The organism is Pseudomonas sp. P867 (genome assembly GCF_019891455.1).
In the GTDB taxonomy this organism is placed as follows: domain Bacteria; phylum Pseudomonadota; class Gammaproteobacteria; order Pseudomonadales; family Pseudomonadaceae; genus Aquipseudomonas; species Aquipseudomonas synxantha_A.
Genome location: NZ_JAFLXB010000011.1, coordinates 101,998 through 121,025, shown reverse-complemented (window position 1 = coordinate 121,025; position 19,028 = coordinate 101,998). Strand labels below are relative to the sequence as shown.

Here is a 19,028-nt window from a genome sequence, read left to right as displayed (position 1 = left end):
TCCCACAAGGTAGTGCGGCGCACTGAAAAATGTGGGAGGGGGCTTGCTCCCGATGTCGATTGCCCAGGCACTACACATCATCGATATGCTGATAATCCAACTGCAACCCCATCGCCAACTCCTGAGCCCGTCCCAACCTGATCGGCCCGCGCTCAATGTCTACCAGTAACCCCGGACACTCCAACGGCGGCAACCCATCAATGGCTTTGAGCCGACCATCAGTGATCACCAGCAATCGCTGTTGCTGCGCCGGGTAACGCTTGCGCCGCGCTTTGAGCCACTGCCCGGCCTCGCTCAAGGCGGCGAGCAATGGCGTACCGCCACCGGCGCCTAACTGCTCCAGCCAACCCGTCAATCCCTTTGCCGCCTTCAAGCCCTGCACCTGCCACTTCGGCGCTGATCCGCTGGCCGTCAACAGCGCCATGCGCGCCCGTTGCCGATAAGCGTCGTCGAACAGCTGAGCCAACAAACCCTTGGCATCGGTCAACGCCCGATGGCGCCGGGTGGACGCCGAGGCATCGACGATTACCAACCACAGTTCCGGCGCCGAACGGCTACGCAGGTGGAACAGCAGATCATCACGGCATTGTGGCCGTCCACCGAGCAACGTACCCGGCCAATTGATCCTGCCTTTCTGTGCGCTGCGCGCCTTGCCCTGCCTGCCGTTGTCCAGTCGCCCCGCCTGGGGCCGGGCATCCGCCCCCGCGTCAGGTCGGGGGCGAATGCCTAGGGCTTTTTTGGCCAGGCCGGCACATCGCGGCGGGCGCCCGTGGGCAAGGCCGGCGCAGGCATATCGCCCCATTGGCCTTGGCCGGGCGAGCTTTCAGACGGTTTCGACGACTGCCCTTGATTCGGCGGTGCGGCCGCGGGCGTTTGCTGCTGACGGCGATGGCGCAAGGCAAACTCGGCCACCGCTTCGATGTCTTGCTCGGCAATGGCTGACGCGCCTCGCCACGCCGCATGGGCCCGGGCACCACGCAGCCAGACCAGGTCGGCGCGCATACCGTCCACGCCTGCGGCAAAGCAGCGTGCGGTAATCTGCGCCAACGCGTGATCGTCCAGGTCGATGCTGTCGAGTCGCGCCCGCGCCTGCGTGCAGCGTTCGCGCAACTCGGCTTGCGGCGCGGCCCACTGCGCGCAGAAGGCCGCCGGATCACTGTCGAAATCCAGACGACGACGAATGATCTGCCCACGTTCGGCGGGCAAGGTCTGCCCGCTCAGCGCCACATTGAAACCAAAGCGGTCGAGCAACTGCGGGCGCAACTCCCCCTCCTCCGGGTTCATGGTGCCGATCAGCACAAAGCGCGCCGAATGCCGATGGGAAATACCGTCGCGCTCGATCAGGTTGGTGCCGCTGGCGGCCACGTCCAACAGCAGGTCCACCAAATGGTCGGCCAGCAGGTTGACTTCATCCACATACAGCACGCCGCCGTCAGCCTTGGCCAACACGCCGGAGGAAAATTGTGCACGGCCTTCGCCCAGTGCGGCTTCCAGGTCCAACGTGCCGACCAGGCGTTCCTCGGTCGCGCCCAGGGGCAAAGTCACGAACTGGCCACTGGCGAGGAGGTCCGCCAGCCCACGGGCCAGGGTCGACTTGGCCATGCCTCGCGGGCCTTCGATCAGCACGCCGCCGATGCGGGGGTCGATGGCGGTCAGGCACAGCGCCAGTTTCAGGTCGTCAGCACCGACCACGGCGGACAGCGGAAAATGGGGAATCTCGGTCATCAGCTGTCTTCTTCTATATCCAGCAAGAGGTTTTCCAGTGCTTCGCGATAAGCCCCCGGCGCCTGCCACATGCCCCGCTGCTGGGCTTCGAGCATACGCTCGGTCATGTCGCGCAGGGCATCGGGGTTGTGCTGCTGCACAAACGCCCGGGTGTCAGGGTCCAGCAGGTAGGCATCGGCGAGCAGTGCATATTGATGGTCGTCGATCAACGCGGTGGTGGCGTCGAAAGCGAACAGGTTGTCCACGGTCGCGGCCATTTCAAACGCGCCTTTATAGCCATGGCGTTTCACGCCTTCGATCCACTTGGGGTTGGCGGCGCGGGCGCGGATCACCCGGTTCAGCTCTTCCTTCAAGGTGCGGATTCTGGGCAAGTCCGGCTGACTGTGGTCGCCATGATAACTGGCGGCCTTGTCACCGCTCAGGGTTTCCACGGCGGCGAGCATACCGCCCTGGAATTGGTAGTAATCATTGGAATCGAGCAAGTCGTGCTCGCGGTTGTCCTGGTTCTGCAACACCGCCTGCACTTGGCTCAGGCGCTGGGCAAACTGCTCGCGGGCGGCGGTGCCTTCATCGGAGCCCCCGTAGGCATAGCCGCCCCAGTTGAGGTAGACCTCGGCCAAGTCCTCGCGGCTCTGCCACAGGCGCCCGTCAACCGCGCCCTGCACGCCCGCGCCATAGGCGCCCGGTTTGGCGCCGAAGATGCGCCAGCCGGCCTGCTTGGCCGCAGCCTCTGCATTCAGGCCCGACTCAACCAGCGCCTGGCGCTCGCTGCGCACCTTGGCGGCCAAAGGGTTCATGTCGTCCGGTTCATCCAGGGCCGCCACCGCCTGCACCGCTGCGTCGAACAGGCGGATCAGGTTGGCGAAGGCATCGCGGAAGAAGCCGGACACGCGCAGGGTCACGTCGACACGCGGGCGATCCAGCAGGCTGATCGGCAGGATTTCAAAATCGTCGACCCGCTGGCTGCCGGTGGCCCATACCGGGCGCACGCCCATCAGCGCCATGGCCTGGGCGATATCATCACCGCCGGTGCGCATGGTGGCCGTGCCCCATACCGACAGGCCGAGTTGGCGCAAATGATCGCCATGATCCTGTAGATGGCGTTCCAGAATCAGGTTGGCCGATTGGAAACCGATGCGCCAGGCTGTGGTGGTTGGCAGGTTGCGTACGTCCACGGTAAAGAAGTTACGCCCGGTCGGCAGCACATCCAGGCGTCCGCGACTGGGCGCACCGCTGGGCCCTGCCGGGACGAAGCGCCCGCTCAAGGCATCGAGCAGGCCGCGCATTTCCGCCGGGCCGCAGGCGTCCAGGCGTGGCGCCACCACGATGCGCAGGCTTTCGACGACCGACTTGACGTCCTCCCAGCCAGGCTCTTCCAACTGCTCGACAGGGCCTTCCAGCGCCTGCTCGATCAAGCGCGTTGCGTAAAGCTCCAGGCGTTCGCGGGTATCGCCGGCGGTGCGCCACAACTGCCCGTCGATCTTTTGCAGTACCAACGGGCGCCGCCCCGTCCATGGTTCGGCCAAGGCGCAATCGAGCGGATCGAAGCCCAGTTCGAAGGCCTTGGCCAGCACCCGCAACAGGCTCGATTGCGGGCCACGGCCATCGCCACGCGGAATGCGCAGCAACGCCAGCAAGGTGTCGATGCGCAAGCGGCCCTCGGGCGACTCGCCAAAGACATGCAGGCCGTCGCGGATCTGCGACTCCTTCAAATCGCACAGGTAGGTGTCCAGGCGCGGCAACCAGATGTCGGCGTCAGTCTCGCTGTCCAACTCCAGCTCCTGGTCGATGCGGGTTTCGCGCACCAGCTTGAGAATGTCTTTTTGCAACTCAAGGGCGCGGCGCGGGTCGAGCAATTGCGCCTCGTAATACTCGTCGGCCAACAACTCAAGGTTACGCAACGGGCCGTAGGTTTCGGCACGGGTCAACGGTGGCATCAGATGGTCGATGATCACGGCCTGGGTACGCCGCTTGGCCTGGGCACCCTCGCCCGGGTCGTTGACGATAAACGGGTAGATATTGGGCAGCGGCCCCAGCAATGCATCCGGCCAGCAGTTTTCCGACAGGCCCACGCCCTTGCCCGGCAACCACTCCAGGTTGCCGTGCTTGCCCACATGAATCACGCCGTGTGCGCCGTAGGTGTGACGCAGCCAGAAATAGAACGCCAGGTACCCATGGGGCGGCACCAGGTCCGGGTCGTGGTACACGGCGCTGGCGTCAACCTGGTAACCCCGGGCCGGCTGGATGCCGACGAAGGTCAGGCCCAGGCGCAGGCCGGCGATCATCATGCGGCCGTCGCGGAACATTGGATCGTTTTGTGGAGCACCCCAACGTTCCAGCACGGCCTGGCGATTGGACTCGGGCAGTCGATCGAACAACGCCTGGTACTCGGCCAGGCCCAGGCTTTGATGGCACGGGCGCTGGTCGAGGCTGTCGAGGTCGTTGGTGACACCGCCGAGCAGCTCGTGGATCAGTGCGGTGCCGCTGTCCGCAAGCGCCGGCGCCACCGGATAGCCTTCAACCTGCAAGGCCCGCAGGATATTCAGCGCCGCTGCTGGCGTGTCCAGGCCCACACCGTTACCGATGCGACCGTCACGGGTCGGGTAGTTGGCGAGGATCAGGGCGATGCGTTTGTCGGCATTCGGCACCCGGGCCAAGTCAACCCAACGCCGCGCCAGTTCAGCGACAAAATCCATGCGCTCGGGCGCTGCGCGGTAGCACACCACGTCAGACTGGCTGCGCTCGCTGCGCCAGGCCAGGTCCTTGAAGCTGATCGGCCGGCTGATGATGCGCCCATCCAGCTCGGGCAAGGCAATATGCATGGCCAGGTCGCGGGGGCCGAGCCCCTGTTCGCTGGCTTCCCAGCCGGGCTGGTTATCCTGGGCGCAGATCGCCTGGATCACCGGGACGTTGCGCCGAAACGGTCGCAGATGCGGCGCTTCGGGGCTGGATTGGGCAAAGCCTGTGGTGTTGAGGATCACCGCAACTTGCACGTCGTCCAACAGGTCCTCGACCACTGTGAGGCAACCGGGCTCTTTCAAACTGGCCACTGCGATGGGCAATGGGTTCAGGCCCGCTGCCTGCAAGCGCTGGCAGAACACATCGATAAACCCGGTATTGGCCGCCTGCAAGTGGGAGCGGTAGAACAGCACCGCGGCCACGGGGAAGTCGGCGCGCCAATCCGCCTGCCAGTCATTGAGGCGGGCATTGGCTTTGTGCGGGTGATAGATCGCCGTACGCGGCAAGGTTTGTGGCTCGGCCCAGGCATAGTCGCGGCCCAGATGGGCGCTGGCCAGGCAGTGATAAAAGTCCAACGCATTGCCAAGGCCGCCCTGGCGCAAAAAGTGCCACAGACGCTCGCGCTGTTCAGCAGCAACAGTGCTCAGGCCGCTGAGTTCCGGATCTGGACGATCATCCCCCGGCACCAGGATCAACGTGGCGCCACGCTCGGCCAACTCCACCAGGCGCTCGATGCCGTAGCGCCAATAACCAATGCCGCCATGCAAGGAAACCAGGATGACCTTGGCGTGACGCAACACCTCATCGACGTACAGGTCGACCGAGGCGTGGTTCTGCACCTGCATCGGGTTGGCCAGGCGCAGGCTGGGGTAATCCTCGGGCAACTGCTGGGCGGCTTCGGCCAGCAGCGCCAGGCTGGAGTCACCGCTGCACAGGATCACCAGCTCGGCGGGGGTTTGGCCAAGGTCGGCAATATTGTCGTCCGCGACGAAACCACCGGGTTGGGTCCTGAGCAGGTGCATGGTTAAACGCTGAGGGCAGCGCGCAATTGCGCTTCAAGGCCAGCGGCGTCCAGCTCCTGACCGATCAGCACCAGGCGCGTGATACGCGCTTCATCGGCACCCCAGGCACGGTCGAAGTGCTTGTCAAAGCGTGTGCCCACGCCCTGGATCAGCAGGCGCATCGGCTTGTTCGGGATAGCAGCAAAGCCTTTGACGCGCAAAATGCCGTGTTGCACCACCAATTGGGTCAGGGCGTCCAGCAACAGTGCTTCGTCGGCTTGAGGCAGGTCGATGGAGATGGAGTCGAAAGCATCGTGATCGTGGTCGTCTTCGCCTTCATGGTGATGATCGTGATGGCTGTGGCGAGCGTCGATATGCTCTTCGGAGCCGGCACCCAGGCCGATCAGCACGTCCAATGGCAGGCGACCGCTGCTGGCTTCGATGATCTTAACCGCCGGCGGCAGCTCCTCGGCCACTTCCAGGCGCACGCGGGCCAGGTCTTCGGTGCTGATCAGGTCGGCTTTGTTGAGGATCACCAGGTCGGCGCTGGCCAGTTGGTCGGCGAACAGCTCGTGCAAAGGCGACTCGTGGTCCAGGTTCGGGTCCAGTTTGCGCTGGGCGTCGACTTGATCCGGGAACGCAGCGAAAGTGCCGGCGGCCACGGCCGGGCTGTCGACCACCGTGATCACCGCGTCAACCGTGCAGGCGCTGCGGATTTCCGGCCACTGGAACGCTTGCACCAAGGGTTTTGGCAAGGCCAGCCCCGAGGTTTCGATCAGGATATGGTCAAGGTCACCACGACGGGCGACCAGTTCGCGCATCACCGGGAAGAACTCTTCCTGCACGGTGCAGCACAGGCAGCCGTTGGCCAGTTCGTACACGCGGCCGTTGGCTTCTTCTTCGGTACACCCGATGGAGCATTGCTTGAGGATTTCGCCGTCAATGCCCAGTTCGCCGAACTCGTTGACGATCACGGCTATGCGACGGCCCTGGGCGTTATCGAGCATGTGGCGCAGCAACGTGGTCTTGCCCGAGCCGAGGAAGCCGGTAACGATGGTGACGGGGAGTTTGGCCAGTGTTTTCATCGGATGCCCTTTGGGGCGGGCATACGGGACGACAGGCCCTGCGGCGCGCGCAGCAGCGGATTTCGTCACCGGATCACCCCGCCCGGTTGAATTGGAAAATCGGTGACGAGGCAGGTCTCCTGGCTTGGGGCGTGCAGGTCTTGTGACCAACGCTGACTGCGCCTTCCCGCCGTCTCGGCAGTGGCGTGGCAGTCAACTGAACCCTTCACAGTTGCGGGGGCAGCCGCGGCTTGAACCGCGTTCCCTTCTTAGCTTCGACCTGGGCCGAAGAACCTCGAGGGTGCAAGGCTACGCAGTGCAACGGAGCGGGTCAATGTCGCGCCGCCTAAAGCATAAACTTACCCAGCCTGTGCCTTGACCAACTCAGTCTTTGTAAGGCTTGCGCCGATCCCGCAAAAGCGCCCTGCAATATGATGTCATATTCAATACGGAACGGACGCGCAGAACGACACCACGCAGCAGTGCTCATTTCATACAGAGACTCCTGCCATTTCGCAATTAGCGGAGTGTTTTTGAAATGTGGCGAATTTTAATCCATTGGCTTCAGGAATGAATCATGCTGATATCGACTTCTAACGCGCCCACCCCCCTCGCTCTTTTTAACAATACGGGTGCACTCAATAACAAACAGCCCGTCAGTGCTGACGCTGTTGGGCGTGCGCCGCTGGATTCTCAGGACAACCCTCCCGCAGCCCTGAACGCTCGCGGCAACTTACCGCGATTCAAACGATCAGAGCCGCTTATGAGCAGCCTTGTGGAACAAGGGATCAGCAAACGTGGCCCCCTACTCCATTGCTTCCAAGACGATCTGATAAATGGGATAAAAAAGCACTTTCGTGAGTACGCCGCAGGCGAAAACGACCGATTTGTAAACTTTAACGAATTGAAAGAAGCGGCAGGTCAAATACCAACCACCAGAGCTTTTTCCGCCGAGGCAACCCTCTATGCCAAAATACTCCTGCAGAACCCTCGGGTACTTCGTGAGTTAGATATCGGAATTGGTGACCATGGCCGGCCCGGCGCGGAAGATGGGAGATTTGATATTGAAAACATCGAGCACATGTTAACAAAGCCAACTTATATGGGAGAGCACTTTGCGATTTTGCTGGATTACCGACTCACCTGATTAGTTCGGTCAGATACAACACAGTCGGCGGTGCTTGATACAAGATGGCAAGGTTTCGACAGGCAAGCTGCGTTCGTCACTACGTATCAGTTTGACGCACATCACTGCGTCATGCTCTCCTACACATCTTGTTTCGGGTGCCCTTCACAGGGTGAAACGGGAAACCGGTGCGTCATAGACTTATGGCCAGTCCGGTGCTGCCCCCGCAACGGTAAGCGAGCGAAGCGTCAAATCCACTGTGCTGTGCATGGGAAGGAGACGCTTGTCAGGATGGACTCTATCAAGAGCCGCCCCTCGCAAGCCCGGAGACCGGCCCGAAAATATCAGATAACAAACCCGCGGTGGGCGGGCGCTGTTCAGAACCCTGCGTGCCTGGCTCGCGGGGTTTTCATGCGCTCGTTTCACCCTGATACCTGAAAGGGACGCGCCATGTCGATCATCAGCAGCACTTCGCACTCCGCCAGCAGCACTGCCACCTTGAGCCAACGCCTGACCGCCGCCATCGGTGCGTCAATCCTTGGTGCGTGCCTGGTGTATTTCGCCGGTTTCTCCCATATCGAAGCCGTGCACAACGCGGCCCACGATACCCGCCACAGCGCCGCGTTCCCGTGCCACTGAGACCTGCCGACATGATCAAGCGTATTGCCCAAACCGCAGGGTTCACCGGCTTATTGGCCGCCCTGCTGCTGACCCTGCTGCAAAGCTTGTGGGTCGCGCCGTTGATTTTGCAGGCGGAGACCTTTGAAAAGGCTCCAGCTGTTGCCGAAGTCCCCCATGAACATGCTGCTGGCACCGCTGCCCACACCCACGACGCCGAAGCCTGGGAGCCGGAAGATGGCTGGCAGCGCGTGCTGTCGACCACCGGTGGCAACCTGGTCGTTGCGGTCGGGTTTGCGCTGATGCTGGCCGGCCTGTACACCCTGCGCGCACCAACCCGTACAGCTCAAGGGCTACTGTGGGGCCTGGCCGGTTACGCGACATTCGTACTTGCGCCGACCTTGGGCCTGCCGCCTGAACTGCCGGGCACCGCCGCCGCTGATCTGGCGCAACGGCAGATCTGGTGGATCGGCACTGCCGCGTCTACCGCTGCTGGCATTGCTTTGCTGGTGTTCGGTCGCGGCTGGTTACTCAAAGTGCTGGGCGTGGCGATCGTCGCCGTACCCCACGTGATTGGCGCTCCGCAGCCGGAAGTCCACTCGATGCTGGCCCCTGAGGCCCTCGAAGCCCAGTTCAAGATCGCATCGCAGTTGACCAATGTGGCGTTCTGGCTGGCCCTTGGTCTGATCAGTGCCTGGCTGTTTCGCCGTAACCGCGACGAACACTACTCGGCATGACCCTCGTCGTCGGCCTGGGTTGCCAGCGGGGTTGTGATGTCCGAACCCTGCTGGAACTCCTTGATAGCGCCCTCGCCGAAGGCGGCATTGAACGCCAACGCATTACCGCGCTGGCGAGCATTGATCGCAAACAGGCTGAGCCGGGGTTGGTGGCCCTGGCCCAATTATTGAGCCTGCCCTTGCAGTGTTTCAGCGCCGAACAACTGGCCGGCTTTGAACATCGGCTGAGCCACAAATCAGACGTAGCATTTAGCCATACCGGCTGTTACGGCATCGCCGAAAGTGCCGCATTGGCCTTGGCCGAGCAACTCGCCCACGGCCCTGCCCACCTGCTCATCACCCGCAAGAAAACCATCCAGGCCACCCTTGCATTAGCCTGCGCCGGTTAAAATCCCGATAATTGCCGCTCTCGATCATGAGCAATCTTCATGCTCGCCCGTTTTTTCAACAGGAATTCCCCATGACCGTCTACTTCATCGGCGCAGGCCCCGGCGACCCGGAACTGATTACCGTCAAGGGCCAGCGGCTGATCCGCAGCTGCCCGGTGATCATCTACGCTGGCTCGCTGGTGCCTGCGGCAGTACTGGAAGGTCATCAGGCACGCCAGGTGGTCAACAGTGCCGAGCTGCACCTGGAACAGATCATCGACGTGATCAAAGCCGCCCATGCGCAAGGCCAGGATGTGGCGCGCGTGCACTCCGGCGACCCGAGCCTGTATGGGGCGATTGGTGAGCAAATCCGTCACTTGCGCGAGCTGGGCATTCCCTTTCAGATCATTCCCGGGGTCACGGCGGTGGCTGCCTGCGCGGCGTTGCTGGAAACCGAACTGACCCTGCCGGACATTGCCCAGAGTGTGATCCTGACCCGTTATGCGGATAAAACCAGCATGCCGGCGGGTGAGGACTTCGACAGCCTGGCCCGGCACGGCACGACAATGGCCATTCACTTGGGGGTCAATCATCTGGACAGGATCGTCGCTGAGCTGCTGCCGCACTATGGTGCAGATTGCCCGATCGCCGTGGTGCACCGCGCGACATGGCCGGACCAGGATTGGGTGGTGGGTTCGTTGAGTGATATTGCCCAGAAGGTCGCGACTAAAGGCTTTCGGCGTACGGCGCTGATTGTGGTCGGGCGGGTGTTGGCAAATGATAGCTTTGGCGAATCCTCGCTGTACCGCGCAGGTCACGCCCACCTCTATCGTCCTTGAAGATATGGACTGAACCACAGCCAATCCAAACTATCAGACAATCATCATAGCTGGCTGAATTTAGAGCATAAAAAAACGGCGCTCACGGGGCGCCGTCTTTTAAGCTCGCAGTGAACACCTTACTCAGTAGTAGGCGTTTTCTTTCTGCGTGTGATCAGTCACGTCGCGCACACCCTTGAGCTCAGGAATACGCTCAAGCAAGGTGCGCTCGATGCCCTCGCGCAGAGTCACGTCCGCCTGGCCGCAACCCTGGCAGCCGCCGCCGAACTTCAATACCGCGATACCGTCATCCACTACGTCGATCAGGCTCACCTGACCGCCGTGGCTGGCCAGCCCCGGGTTGATCTCGGTTTGCAGGTAGTAGTTGATCCGCTCATTGACCGGGCTGTCGGCGTTAACGTTGGGCACCTTGGCGTTGGGCGCCTTGATAGTCAACTGGCCGCCCATGCGATCGGTGGCGTAGTCGACTACGGCGTCGTCAAGGAAAGCTTCGCTGAAGGCATCGATGTACGCGGTGAAGCTTTTCAGCCCCAGGGCGGTGTCTTCAGGCTTCTCTTCACCAGGCTTGCAGTAGGCAATGCAGGTCTCGGCGTACTGGGTGCCGGGCTGGGTGATAAAGACGCGGATGCCGATACCCGGGGTGTTCTGCTTGGACAGCAGGTCAGCCAGGTAATCGTGGGCGGCGTCGGTAATGGTTATGGCAGTCATGGAAACTCCTCACAGGCTTGCCGGCAGTTTACGCCAAATTATTACGCAGGTACAAAGTCCGAGCATTTTTGTCGGAAAAGCCCCCTATCCCCCTGACCGATGGCGAACAACCGCCCCATTGCCCGTGAAAACAGATCGATCGCCAACGCCTGCCTTGCACCTAGTTATATAGGCCTCCCGCAAAATCATGCTGAATATAGTGAATCCTCTTCGGCTATTGGTTGTGAGGATTCAATGAGTATTGCTATGCAGAGTTTCCATTTCAAGGGTTTGCCTGAACAGCCAGCGCATCTGGACCATTTGATTGATTACGTGACCGCACACATCCCACTGAAGTCGTCACCCGCTTCTGATTGTTATTATTACCCCCCGCAAGATTCCGCATTGGGTCGCGAGTGCAAGGAAGCCTTTCGGGTGCTGAAAAAACTGCAGGAGGATGAAGACTTTCAACAGTTCCTCTGCAAGAAACCAGAGCCTGACAATTCCGTACTGGGGCGGGACTTTCTCTACGACCTGCTCTCGACAATGCTCAGCAGCACCCGCCCGCCGATGCCCGCTCTTCCCGAAGTTTTCAGTATCGACGACCACGCCGTGGTCCTTCGACATGTCCCCACTTATTGGTCCATCGACGTCGATGTATTGCTCGACATCAACCGCCGCGTGGGCAATGGACTCAAAGCCGATGGCTCGGTAAGGCTTGATCTGGTCTTCAAGTATTACTCCATCGCCCCCCCACAGCCCAAGACCACCGCACAGTGGAAATCGGTGCTCTATGGCCTGCAGGAGCACCGCGTTCTGCAGCGACTAGGACACGACGGCCACGTAAGCGACTTGGAGCATTTGTTGGATGCACCGGCCGACGAAACTATCAAGGAGGTGACCCGCCAAATCGAAAAGGAAACCGGCCGATCTCTGTTCCGTACAGTATTGCCTGAGCACTATTCCCCATCGCAGCAGGAACTGCTCGCAACGACACCAACGGTCTTGCTTGAGCAGATTCTCAACAGCCCGCAGAACCTGGCACTGGCCGAACGGATAGCCACGGCGTTGGGCTGGTATGGCAGCCAAAAGCACGAAAGTTGCCCACAGCCGGTTCTAGTGAAATTACTCTGGCGCGCGCTATGGCTGACGATCATCCCCGCACCTCAAGCGTCCATTGATAATGAATTGAAGTTGTTCATCTCAGCGGGAACTTATTATTCGTCGATCCGCAATTCTTTGGCCCGGCGCTTTGAAAACGCCCTGTCGATCAGCCCTGAGTCGACACCCTTGGTGATGTGCGTGGCCAAGGCCAATATCGCCAGCGAGGTATGGGTCGCCGATATTCCCCAGGACCTGCCCTACGGTGTCACCACTGCCTGGGTCAACTTCAGAAGCGGTTTCCTTCTGGCCGAAGCGCTGGCACCAGGCTCATCGCGCCACATGACCTTCGAACAATTGCTCAACCTGCCAGCGGCACACTATAGCGCCCATGCCAACAGCCCCGAGCAACAAGCACTGGTAGCGGCCGCCAAGCTCGCGCCGAGCGTTTACTGGGCGCAAGCCAACGGGTTGATTGCCACTCGGCAGTCAGGCCACTCCCGTGAGGAACTTGCCCAAGCCGTAGCCGCCCTCGAGCAACATGAGCATGAGGTGTTCAACGCAGTCCGCGATCTTGCGCTCAAGCTGCCCAGTCGTTGGCGCTCGGCGTCGGATGCCGAGTACGACAAAGCTTTCCGTGAGGCCCTTGAGACGCCCAGGAACGCCTACAAGGTCTTGATCCAATCCCTGCTTGCCCACCTGGGTTCTGACACCCTTAATGTGGATCAAGACGAAATCACGGTGTACTCATTGCGAAAAGCCCTGGACAAGGTTCCGGTCGAATATGAAGACAAACGCAAGACCGATGCCGTTCGTTACCGGGCAGGTTTCATCCTTCGAATCGTAAAACCACGCCAGCCCTTCCAGGCCAACTACATCGAGGTGTTCCCCCTCGCCGGATTGATTCGTCGACGTCCTGACATCAAGACCCTGCCGCTGGACGGCAAGGTCGTAGAACTACGCGATGCGATGAGTTGGTGTAAATACAGGTTGGCCACCGAAGTCCCCTTTGATCCGAATGCCTACAAGGAGAGCAATACCCCTGTTGCAGGCCGCAAGGCCGAGTTGATCGTTGAGCAAGTCGGCGAAACATTGCCGGCCATCGATGCCCTGGGACGTCGAATCGAATCGTTCGCCCCTAATACCCTGTATGCCCCGCGCAGTGAACAATTGGCGAGTATGATCGCCCGAGAGCTGTTTTTCCGCGACGAAGAAGCGCTCCTGGAACAGACCCGCAAAAGCACACGGGAAATGGACATCGGCCGCGATGTACTGGAAGACATGACGTTCTGGGGCAAGGTACTTGTTCCCTTCTGGGCCGGCATTGACGACCTCGCATCCGGGGATCCCCAGCGCATCAAACCGGGGATCGCGAGCCTGACCATCGACTTCGTGTCTTTTGCCTTACCGGTCGGAAGGTATGTTGCCGGCTCCAGCCGTCTGATCATCCAGGCCGGGAAAACCGGGTTGCGCCTGGCCTTGCCAAAACTCGCAAAACTGACAGGCACGCTGGTGATTTCAGTTCTGCAGGAACTCAACCCCCTGGCGGCGGTACCCAGCCTGCTCAGGCTGGCGCGCTTTGGACTGGTCAAGCTTGGCCGTATTGCCATGCGCCAGACGAAACGCGGGGTCGCCCTCCTACGCGATGGAACCCTCGCTGCCCGCCACATGAAGTCAGTTGACCCCACGACCTGGAAGCCACTTCAGGCCGGCGATCGACTCTTTACCGTCGACGGTTTCCCTGACATTCCGATGCGTAACGTCGGTAGCCTCGACGCGCCAGATTTTCGCCTCATCGATGCCGCGTCCAATAAAGCCTTCGGCCCGCGTTATCGCGAACCGATCACGGTGATCAGCAACAGCAGCCCGTTGATCCGTCAATACGCCGTCGACCCTCAGTTGATCAGCGGTCTCAAACCCGACGCACGCGGTATCTTCTCCCACGCGGACTACAACCAGAAGTTCATCTGCAATGTCGATGACAAGGGCAAGATCGCGGTGTATCAGGTACGTGACAATTCCTATGGATTTATCCAGGAAACCGCCGCGGGCGCCGACAACAGCTTCTCGGTGGTCATGGTCAACCCGAAGAACAATCGCGACCTGTCGATCACGCTATCCTCCGTAGAACCGGGGCATTGGTACTCAAGCCAGATCAAAGTCACGGGTGGCGCGCCGGATGTCACGAACGTCGTGACCCCCTCGATCCTGCAGAAATGGACCGAATCCAGTGAACACGCCTTGAAAAAAACCCTGGACACCTTCATCAAGACCTACAATCTGGACCCCACCGCATTCCGCCAATTTGTCAAAAGCCGCGACACGTTGACACCCCGAGGGCAACAGATGCTCGACCGTGCGGGAACCGCCCGTACCGCCATTACCCACGACCATCTGGAGCATTGGCGCAACAGCTCGCAACGAGAACGCAACAGCCTTACCCTTGAAGGCTTCGCCGCTGACCATAACCTGGACCCACGGGATTTGGCACAGTACGTCAACCTCGATGGCAGCTATCGCGCCGCCGGCAAAGTGCTCGCCAAGCATGCCAACGGTGGAGAATTCACCGTACTGACACCTGAACACCTGGACGAATGGCACAAGCACTACATTACCCCTGGTTCAAGGCATTCCGTGCTCACGTTTGTCGATGAGAAAAACCTCAATCCGGTGATCTGGAGCGCCTACGTCAATGACAATGGCAGCATGACCCGCGCCGGCAGGGAAATGTTGATCTTCGGGCAGAGGAGCCCGCTGGATCAACCGATCGCCAGGAAACGCCCCGCTCCGCCACCTACGGCAGGCGGCTCGAAACATCCGCGCCTGGATGAAGAGGCCGTCCCTGCCCGCCGGCGCTCCACTTCAATCACGGCGTCCTTTGACCATAAAATCAACAACAACGCACCGATCCTGCAGGACCCAAACGATGTCAGGCGCAGCTTGACCCTGGAACTGGAAGGCCCACTGCAAAACATCAAAATTACCGATGCCAACGGCTTTTTCGATGAGTTCATCGGCATGCAACATGTGGAAGTCAAGGAGGCTGCCACCAAGAGCATTCGCGAATGGATCTCCAAGGAGGGCAACCATCATCGCAAGCTCGATCGATTGCTGGAGGTCAAGAAACTCAACGAGGGCACGGAACGCGGACTCTCGGTCGTGGCCCGCACCGACATCAAGCGGTTCGATGTGCTGGGGCCGTACACCGGCAAGCTGCACTTGGACCAAGCTTCGGTGAATACCGAAATACTTGAAAAGGGTGAAGCGGCGGTCGGCACATATCTATTTCAGACCAACACCAGCGGTGCCAGCATTAGCGGCCACGGCAACAGTAATACGCTGAGCCTGATCAATGCGGTCAAGGTACCGGGCATTACCGATGTCGGTATCGAGAACGTCGGCTCCCTGTGCGTAGGTAAATACATGGTATTTATTGTCGCGTGGCGGGATATTCCGGCCGGGACCGAGTTATTGATGGACTATGGCAAAAGCTATTGGAAGTACTTGAAGCCCTGAGACCGGCCACTTGTAAAGCGCTTCGCCGACCAGATCCCTGGTCACCGAGGCGCTGTCGAAAGGGGTGCCGGAGCATCAACGCCAAACCAGCGTGTGAGCGTGCGGTAGGCAGGCCTCTCCAGCCATTGGTAACTCACAAATGCGCCCAGTCCGATGATGACGATACATCCAGGCAATATGGCGTAAGGGTCGATCCCCGTGCGGTCGGCGATCCAACGCCCGGCGCTGAGCACCAACACGTGGAGTAGATAGACCGAGTAGGAGCAATCCCCGAGCACCTTCAACAAGCGCGCGCCCTGGAAGTAAGGTTCCAGCGCCACGCAACTGAAGACCACTATCGCGCTGGGTACTCCCCACTCCAGGGCTCGGGGTATGTCCGCGCCATGATCAATAGCCACCAGGGCCGCTGCGATACTCAACAATGCCAGCCACGGCTTGGCCCGGCATAGGCCGCGCCGATACAGCATGCCGATCACCACGCCCATCAGGAACTCGAAAATAATGTCCTCATGGTAGAAGTCACTGGCCAGGTCAACGGCGGGAGTGATGATGTAGCACACCAGATACAGCAGCGCTGCTACCACCCACAAGCGATAGGCCGCGGGCACCAGCAAGGCAAAGGCAAACAGGCAATAAAACAGCATCTCGAAATTCAGTGTCCACCCGACATCGAGCAGTGGGTAGACGCCGAAGCCTCCCGGGTTTTGGGCCGGTATAAAGAGCATCGACATGAGTACATGACCGGGTTCGAGCCGAGCCTCTGGAAAGATCGCAGGCACAACGGCAACCACGAGAATCATGAGCAGGGTATAGAACCAATACGCAGGAACAATCCTCGCCACGCGCATCAGCATGAAACGCCCGGGGTTCAGCGCTTTGTCGGCAGTCGCCAGGTAAATCACCAAGCCACTGATGACAAAGAACACATCCACCCCAATGGCGCCTTTGTCGACAAACAGAAATTCCAGCGCGTTGCTGGCTTCAAAGTTGAAAAACCCTTGCATGAAATGGTGGCCCACCACACTCCATGCCGCCAAGGCGCGTAGAAACTGCACTGAAATCAACATCGGTGTCCCCTGTCCAGTCCGTAGGTAGGTATCCGACTGCTTCAGCGCTCACTTGGAGAAATGACCGGACCAATACAGTAGTTATAGATTCTCGTAGCGGTTCATGTCCAATACACCCTCTTCCACTGGCGTGGTTTCACGAATGTACCGCGACAAATCGTGGAAGTATTGCCAGAACTGCGGATGACTGCGGCGTACCCCCCAGCGATCGACTATTTTCTCAAACCGCTTGGCATCCTTGGCCTGCTCCATTTGCGTGACGAATTGCGGCACCTCTTGAGCTGGAATGTTGAACATGAAGTTCGGGTAACTGCTCATCACCCCCGGATAGATGGTCAGTGTGTCGAGGCCCGGCTGATAGCGATAAGCCTCACCCAACAGGAAAGCCACGTTACTGTGGGCACGGTTACGCAGCATGCTGTAGACCACGCGCTGGCCACTCTGGGTTTCGATGCGCAGCATGGTGGCTTCGGGCAACTGGTCGATCACCTTGAGCCCCGCCGCCGGGCGCGACGTCAGGCGGCTAAGCGCCTGTTCGGCGTCCTGCAAGGCCGGGTCGATACCGGTGCGCGAGCAATAGGCCCCGGTGCAGCGGTTGATCGGGTCCGGGCTGACGTTCAAACCGCCGTAACGCGTCAGCAGTTGGTTGGCAAAATCGCGCTTGGGATCTTTCTCGTCCAGATGCAGCCCCGTGGGCTTGTCGTCATCAATGGCTTCATAGTCCAGCCACAGCTTGAGCTTGCCACTGTTCTGGTACCAGTCGTCAAGGAAGTCCTCGCGGGTGTCGGCCGGCATCAGACGCAGGAAGTTCTGTTCGGCGCCGTTGCGGATCAGGTCGAAGTACAAGCGCGTCTGGGCCTGGTGCGACACATTGCCGAACACGTCGAAGTTGACTGCCAACTGGTAATAAGTGCGCTCCAGCAGTGGGTAATCGAACAGCCACATCGTCTGCGGCACCTCACCGATCAGGCCCTTGGTCACCGAGGCGCTGTCGAAATGGCGAAAGATGGTCAGCAAGGCATTGTCATTACCCGCCCACAAGCTCGACCAACTCGGCGGCGGCACATCTGAGTAGCTATCGCGGCGCAACGCCTCATACTGATTACGCTTGTCGCGATAGGCCAGCCACAGGCCCAGCACACTGCCCACATCATCGTTTTGCCCAGGCATGGCCAACAATGGCGTGGCCTGGCCGCGGTAACGGGCATCGGTGATGTACAGGTCATGGTCCGGCTCCTGGAACAGTGTCCAGAAGTTGTCACGGATCACGTCCGTGGCGATCTGCCCACGGCATACAGGACCGCGGATGAAGGTGCGCACGAAGTATTCGGCGTTATCCAACATGAACTGATAACGCGCCTTGGCCGGTATGGCTTCGAAGGTTTCGAACGGGTTGGCACGGCGCCCCGGTCCGTAGCCCGGCAAGGCGCTCACCTGCCAGTCACCGGAATAGAACAGGTCTTTGATCCGTGCCATTTTCGCCGCGCTGAACGGGTAAGTGATGTGGGTTTTATGCACGATCACGCCCTGTACCGGCCACAGGCGGTAATAGACCTGAGTGCCTGGGTCATCGTTAGGACGACGGGTCGCGATCAAGTCGATCGGCTGCCCGCTCGGCGTACGCGAACGCACCCACTGGAAGTAATGCCCCGGCTCGCCGTTTTCGAAGTAAATGTGGGCGAGGAACAAATGCTCGTACAACCAGCGCGCCACCAGGCTTTGCCGGGCGCCCGGCTGGTTGAACAGGGTTTCCCATTGCTGCACCTGCAAGGCTTCCCTGGTGCTGGGAGCCAGACTCTGCTCATCAATCGGCGCACCGGAGGCCAGCCAGCGTTGCAGGGTCTGGTATTGCTGGTCGGTCAGGCCGGTGACGGCCAGCGGCATGCCCTCCTTGGGATGGGCGCCGGCATAGGCGTTGAACTCGCCGGGCGTCGCGCACATGTTTTGGCGGTTCAGGCCCAATACAATCTCGTCGGGCAGTTTGGCATTGGGTGGCAATGGCGCGTTATGCCCCAGCTCCAGCATACGTGCCATCAACGCAGCCTGGCTGCCCTGGGCATCCAGTACCGAATAGAAGCCCTTCTGCTGCCAGGCTTGTTTGCCGAACGCGTCATAGAACAGCCGTGTAGTCGGTGTGGCCTGGCTACGCTCGCCGTCGTACACCGGCACCTTGCTCGCGCCACGGGCCGCGCCCTCTGCGCTGCCAAGGTTGAGTTGGCAAGCAGAGTCGTAGCAGGCATGGCAGGCCACGCACTTCTCGGTGAAGATCGGTTGGATATCGCGGGTATAGGAAATCGCCGAAGCGCGGCCGTCAGCCTGCGCGGTACTGGCTATCAAGGCCAGGACGGCGCTGACGATCAAACGAAGTGACATGTATCGGGTCCCGATTCAAGGCGTGCGGTCTGTGAAGTGGCGGTGATTCTACCGGGCCATGACTGCC

At 60.3% G+C, this 19,028-nt stretch carries 13 protein-coding genes and 2 riboswitches; of the genes, 6 read left to right on the top strand and 7 right to left on the bottom strand.

The genetic code is table 11. The annotated features are described in order from the left end of the window. Positions 1-70: 70 nt before the first annotated feature. Genes J1G33_RS20075 through cobW form a run of 4 tightly spaced genes read right to left on the bottom strand, consistent with a single transcriptional unit; the run spans position 71 to position 6,550 of the window. Positions 71-673 (bottom strand): VWA domain-containing protein, encoded by a 603-nt coding sequence (locus tag J1G33_RS20075; RefSeq protein ID WP_032880973.1) that lies wholly within the window; start codon positions 671-673, stop codon positions 71-73. Positions 674-726: 53 nt separating this feature from the next. Continuing rightward, entirely contained in the window at positions 727-1,725 is a 999-nt protein-coding gene (locus J1G33_RS20070; RefSeq protein WP_223018597.1) for an AAA family ATPase, read from the bottom strand. Further along, positions 1,725-5,486, bottom strand: coding sequence for a cobaltochelatase subunit CobN (cobN, locus tag J1G33_RS20065; protein WP_223018596.1), 3,762 nt, complete (start codon positions 5,484-5,486; stop codon positions 1,725-1,727). The genes J1G33_RS20070 and cobN overlap by 1 nt, the downstream gene beginning before the upstream one ends. Before the next feature lie 2 nt (positions 5,487-5,488). After that, complete coding sequence (gene cobW / locus J1G33_RS20060; protein ID WP_032875935.1) at positions 5,489-6,550, bottom strand: cobalamin biosynthesis protein CobW; 1,062 nt, start codon at positions 6,548-6,550, stop codon at positions 5,489-5,491. A 91-nt stretch (positions 6,551-6,641) separates the two neighbouring features. Continuing rightward, a riboswitch (cobalamin riboswitch) is annotated at positions 6,642-6,842 on the bottom strand. A 264-nt stretch (positions 6,843-7,106) separates the two neighbouring features. On the opposite strand from cobW, the gene J1G33_RS20055 reads away from it, so the two are divergent. The 5 genes from J1G33_RS20055 (at position 7,107) to cobM (ending at position 10,217) form a co-directional block, all read left to right on the top strand. Further along, the gene (locus tag J1G33_RS20055) at positions 7,107-7,676 is read left to right on the top strand and encodes a hypothetical protein (RefSeq protein WP_177327389.1); all 570 of its coding nucleotides are present in this window, start codon (positions 7,107-7,109) and stop codon (positions 7,674-7,676) included. Between the two features lie 118 nt (positions 7,677-7,794). Next, positions 7,795-8,009: riboswitch (cobalamin riboswitch) on the top strand. Between the two features lie 96 nt (positions 8,010-8,105). After that, positions 8,106-8,294: a CbtB-domain containing protein gene (locus J1G33_RS20050; protein ID WP_032875937.1), complete on the top strand. Its 189-nt coding sequence runs from the start codon at positions 8,106-8,108 to the stop codon at positions 8,292-8,294. An 11-nt stretch (positions 8,295-8,305) separates the two neighbouring features. Further along, entirely contained in the window at positions 8,306-9,010 is a 705-nt protein-coding gene (locus J1G33_RS20045; RefSeq protein WP_032875940.1) for a CbtA family protein, read from the top strand. After that, positions 9,007-9,399: a cobalamin biosynthesis protein gene (locus J1G33_RS20040; RefSeq protein WP_032875943.1), complete on the top strand. Its 393-nt coding sequence runs from the start codon at positions 9,007-9,009 to the stop codon at positions 9,397-9,399. The genes J1G33_RS20045 and J1G33_RS20040 overlap by 4 nt, the downstream gene beginning before the upstream one ends. A gap of 71 nt (positions 9,400-9,470) precedes the next feature. Next, positions 9,471-10,217 carry a precorrin-4 C(11)-methyltransferase gene (gene cobM, locus J1G33_RS20035; RefSeq protein ID WP_078821508.1) on the top strand — a complete coding sequence of 249 codons (747 nt, stop codon included), beginning with the start codon at positions 9,471-9,473 and terminating at the stop codon, positions 10,215-10,217. Positions 10,218-10,340: 123 nt separating this feature from the next. Here cobM and nfuA read toward each other — a convergent pair whose 3' ends face one another. Beyond that, positions 10,341-10,925 carry a Fe-S biogenesis protein NfuA gene (gene nfuA / locus J1G33_RS20030; RefSeq protein ID WP_003190728.1) on the bottom strand — a complete coding sequence of 195 codons (585 nt, stop codon included), beginning with the start codon at positions 10,923-10,925 and terminating at the stop codon, positions 10,341-10,343. A 414-nt stretch (positions 10,926-11,339) separates the two neighbouring features. Between nfuA and J1G33_RS20025 the strand changes: the two genes are divergently transcribed. Next, positions 11,340-15,521 carry an SET domain-containing protein-lysine N-methyltransferase gene (locus J1G33_RS20025; protein WP_347709538.1) on the top strand — a complete coding sequence of 1,394 codons (4,182 nt, stop codon included), beginning with the start codon at positions 11,340-11,342 and terminating at the stop codon, positions 15,519-15,521. Between the two features lie 41 nt (positions 15,522-15,562). On the opposite strand, the gene J1G33_RS20020 is transcribed toward J1G33_RS20025, so the two are convergent. After that, positions 15,563-16,588, bottom strand: coding sequence for an acyltransferase (locus J1G33_RS20020; protein WP_223018594.1), 1,026 nt, complete (start codon positions 16,586-16,588; stop codon positions 15,563-15,565). Positions 16,589-16,669: 81 nt separating this feature from the next. Then, positions 16,670-18,961 carry a fatty acid cis/trans isomerase gene (locus J1G33_RS20015; protein WP_223018593.1) on the bottom strand — a complete coding sequence of 764 codons (2,292 nt, stop codon included), beginning with the start codon at positions 18,959-18,961 and terminating at the stop codon, positions 16,670-16,672. Positions 18,962-19,028 lie beyond the last annotated feature (67 nt).

What these genes read in the sequence shown, in the direction of transcription:
- J1G33_RS20055 (WP_177327389.1), top strand. Translation starts at nt 7,107, where the DNA reads ATGCTGATATCGACTTCTAACGCGCCCACCCCCCTCGCTCTTTTTAAC.
- J1G33_RS20020 (WP_223018594.1), bottom strand. Translation starts at nt 16,588, where the DNA reads ATGTTGATTTCAGTGCAGTTTCTACGCGCCTTGGCGGCATGGAGTGTG.
- cobM (WP_078821508.1), top strand. Translation starts at nt 9,471, where the DNA reads ATGACCGTCTACTTCATCGGCGCAGGCCCCGGCGACCCGGAACTGATT.
- J1G33_RS20050 (WP_032875937.1), top strand. Translation starts at nt 8,106, where the DNA reads ATGTCGATCATCAGCAGCACTTCGCACTCCGCCAGCAGCACTGCCACC.
- J1G33_RS20070 (WP_223018597.1), bottom strand. Translation starts at nt 1,725, where the DNA reads ATGACCGAGATTCCCCATTTTCCGCTGTCCGCCGTGGTCGGTGCTGAC.
- J1G33_RS20015 (WP_223018593.1), bottom strand. Translation starts at nt 18,961, where the DNA reads ATGTCACTTCGTTTGATCGTCAGCGCCGTCCTGGCCTTGATAGCCAGT.
- J1G33_RS20045 (WP_032875940.1), top strand. Translation starts at nt 8,306, where the DNA reads ATGATCAAGCGTATTGCCCAAACCGCAGGGTTCACCGGCTTATTGGCC.
- cobN (WP_223018596.1), bottom strand. Translation starts at nt 5,486, where the DNA reads ATGCACCTGCTCAGGACCCAACCCGGTGGTTTCGTCGCGGACGACAAT.
- cobW (WP_032875935.1), bottom strand. Translation starts at nt 6,550, where the DNA reads ATGAAAACACTGGCCAAACTCCCCGTCACCATCGTTACCGGCTTCCTC.
- nfuA (WP_003190728.1), bottom strand. Translation starts at nt 10,925, where the DNA reads ATGACTGCCATAACCATTACCGACGCCGCCCACGATTACCTGGCTGAC.
- J1G33_RS20040 (WP_032875943.1), top strand. Translation starts at nt 9,007, where the DNA reads ATGACCCTCGTCGTCGGCCTGGGTTGCCAGCGGGGTTGTGATGTCCGA.